Annotated in this window: 1 protein-coding gene; it reads left to right on the top strand. The window is 69.2% G+C overall.

Features of this window, described 5'->3' with window-relative positions; genetic code table 11:
- Nucleotides 1–33 precede the first annotated feature (33 nt).
- The coding region (locus ACPDIX_RS15020; protein ID WP_423432617.1) for a Druantia anti-phage system protein DruA at nt 34–1,004 on the top strand (971 nt) is incomplete at its 3' end.

The following is a 1,004-nucleotide window of genomic DNA, read 5'->3' as shown; positions in this document are numbered from 1 at the left end:
GACCTGCCGGGCCCCTTCTGGCACCTCTGGGGCATGGACCGAACCTCCGCAAGCTCCGAACAGGCCTGGCTGCGCCGGGTGCGCGTGCGGTTGATCGAAGAAAGCGAACGCGCCCGCTTCGACCAACTGCTCGAACAACATCACTACCTCCACAACGGCCGGCTGGGCGGACGCAGCCTCCGCTACGTGGCCGAGCTCGATGGCCAGTGGGTGGCCCTGATCACGTTCAGCGGGGCGGCCCCGCACGTCAAAGCCCGGGATCGGAAGATCGGCTGGACTGCGCGCCAACGGGTCCGGCGGCTGCATTTTGTGGTCAACAACAGCCGCTTCCTGGTCCTGCCGGATCGGGGTCGCCATCCCAACCTGGCCTCGCGGGTGCTGGGGCTGTGTCTGCGGCGGCTGAGCCGGGACTGGCAGGCCCGTTGGGGGTATCCGGTGCTGTTGGTCGAGAGCTTCGTGGACGAAAGCCGGTATCGGGGCAGTTGCTATCGGGCCTGCGGGTTTGAGCCGGTGGGGCTGACGGCCGGCTACCGTCGCAGCAGCCGGGACTATTACCTGCAGCATGGCCGGCCCAAGCAGCTGTACCTGCGGCCGCTGCATCCCCGGGCGTTGGAGCTGCTGCGGCAGCCGCGTCTGCCTGCGGCCCTGGCCGTGCATGAGCCGAGGCTCAGCGGGCCGTGTTTGCTGCGGGTGGGGCAGCTGGGTTCGTTGTGGGAGCTGTTCCGGCAGTTGAAGGACCGGCGCCGGGGGCATGGTCTGCAGCATCCCCAGGCCTTTGTGCTGGGGTGTGCGGCCGTAGGGCTGTTGATGGGGGCCGGCACCTACGAGGGCTTTGCCGAGGTGGCACGCAAGCTCAGCCAGGCGCAGTTGCGGGCCCTGGGGGCGCGGCGCAACCGCAGGACCGGCCGGTGCCGGGCCCCCAGCGCCAGTACGTTCTTTCGGGTGATCGACGGGGTGGATCCGGCCGAGTTTGACCGGCTGGTGGGTTTGTGGATGCTGGGCCA

The organism is Limisphaera sp. 4302-co (genome assembly GCF_049537155.1).
Taxonomy (GTDB): Bacteria; Verrucomicrobiota; Verrucomicrobiia; order Limisphaerales; family Limisphaeraceae; genus Limisphaera.
This window is presented reverse-complemented; position numbering and strand designations above follow the sequence as displayed.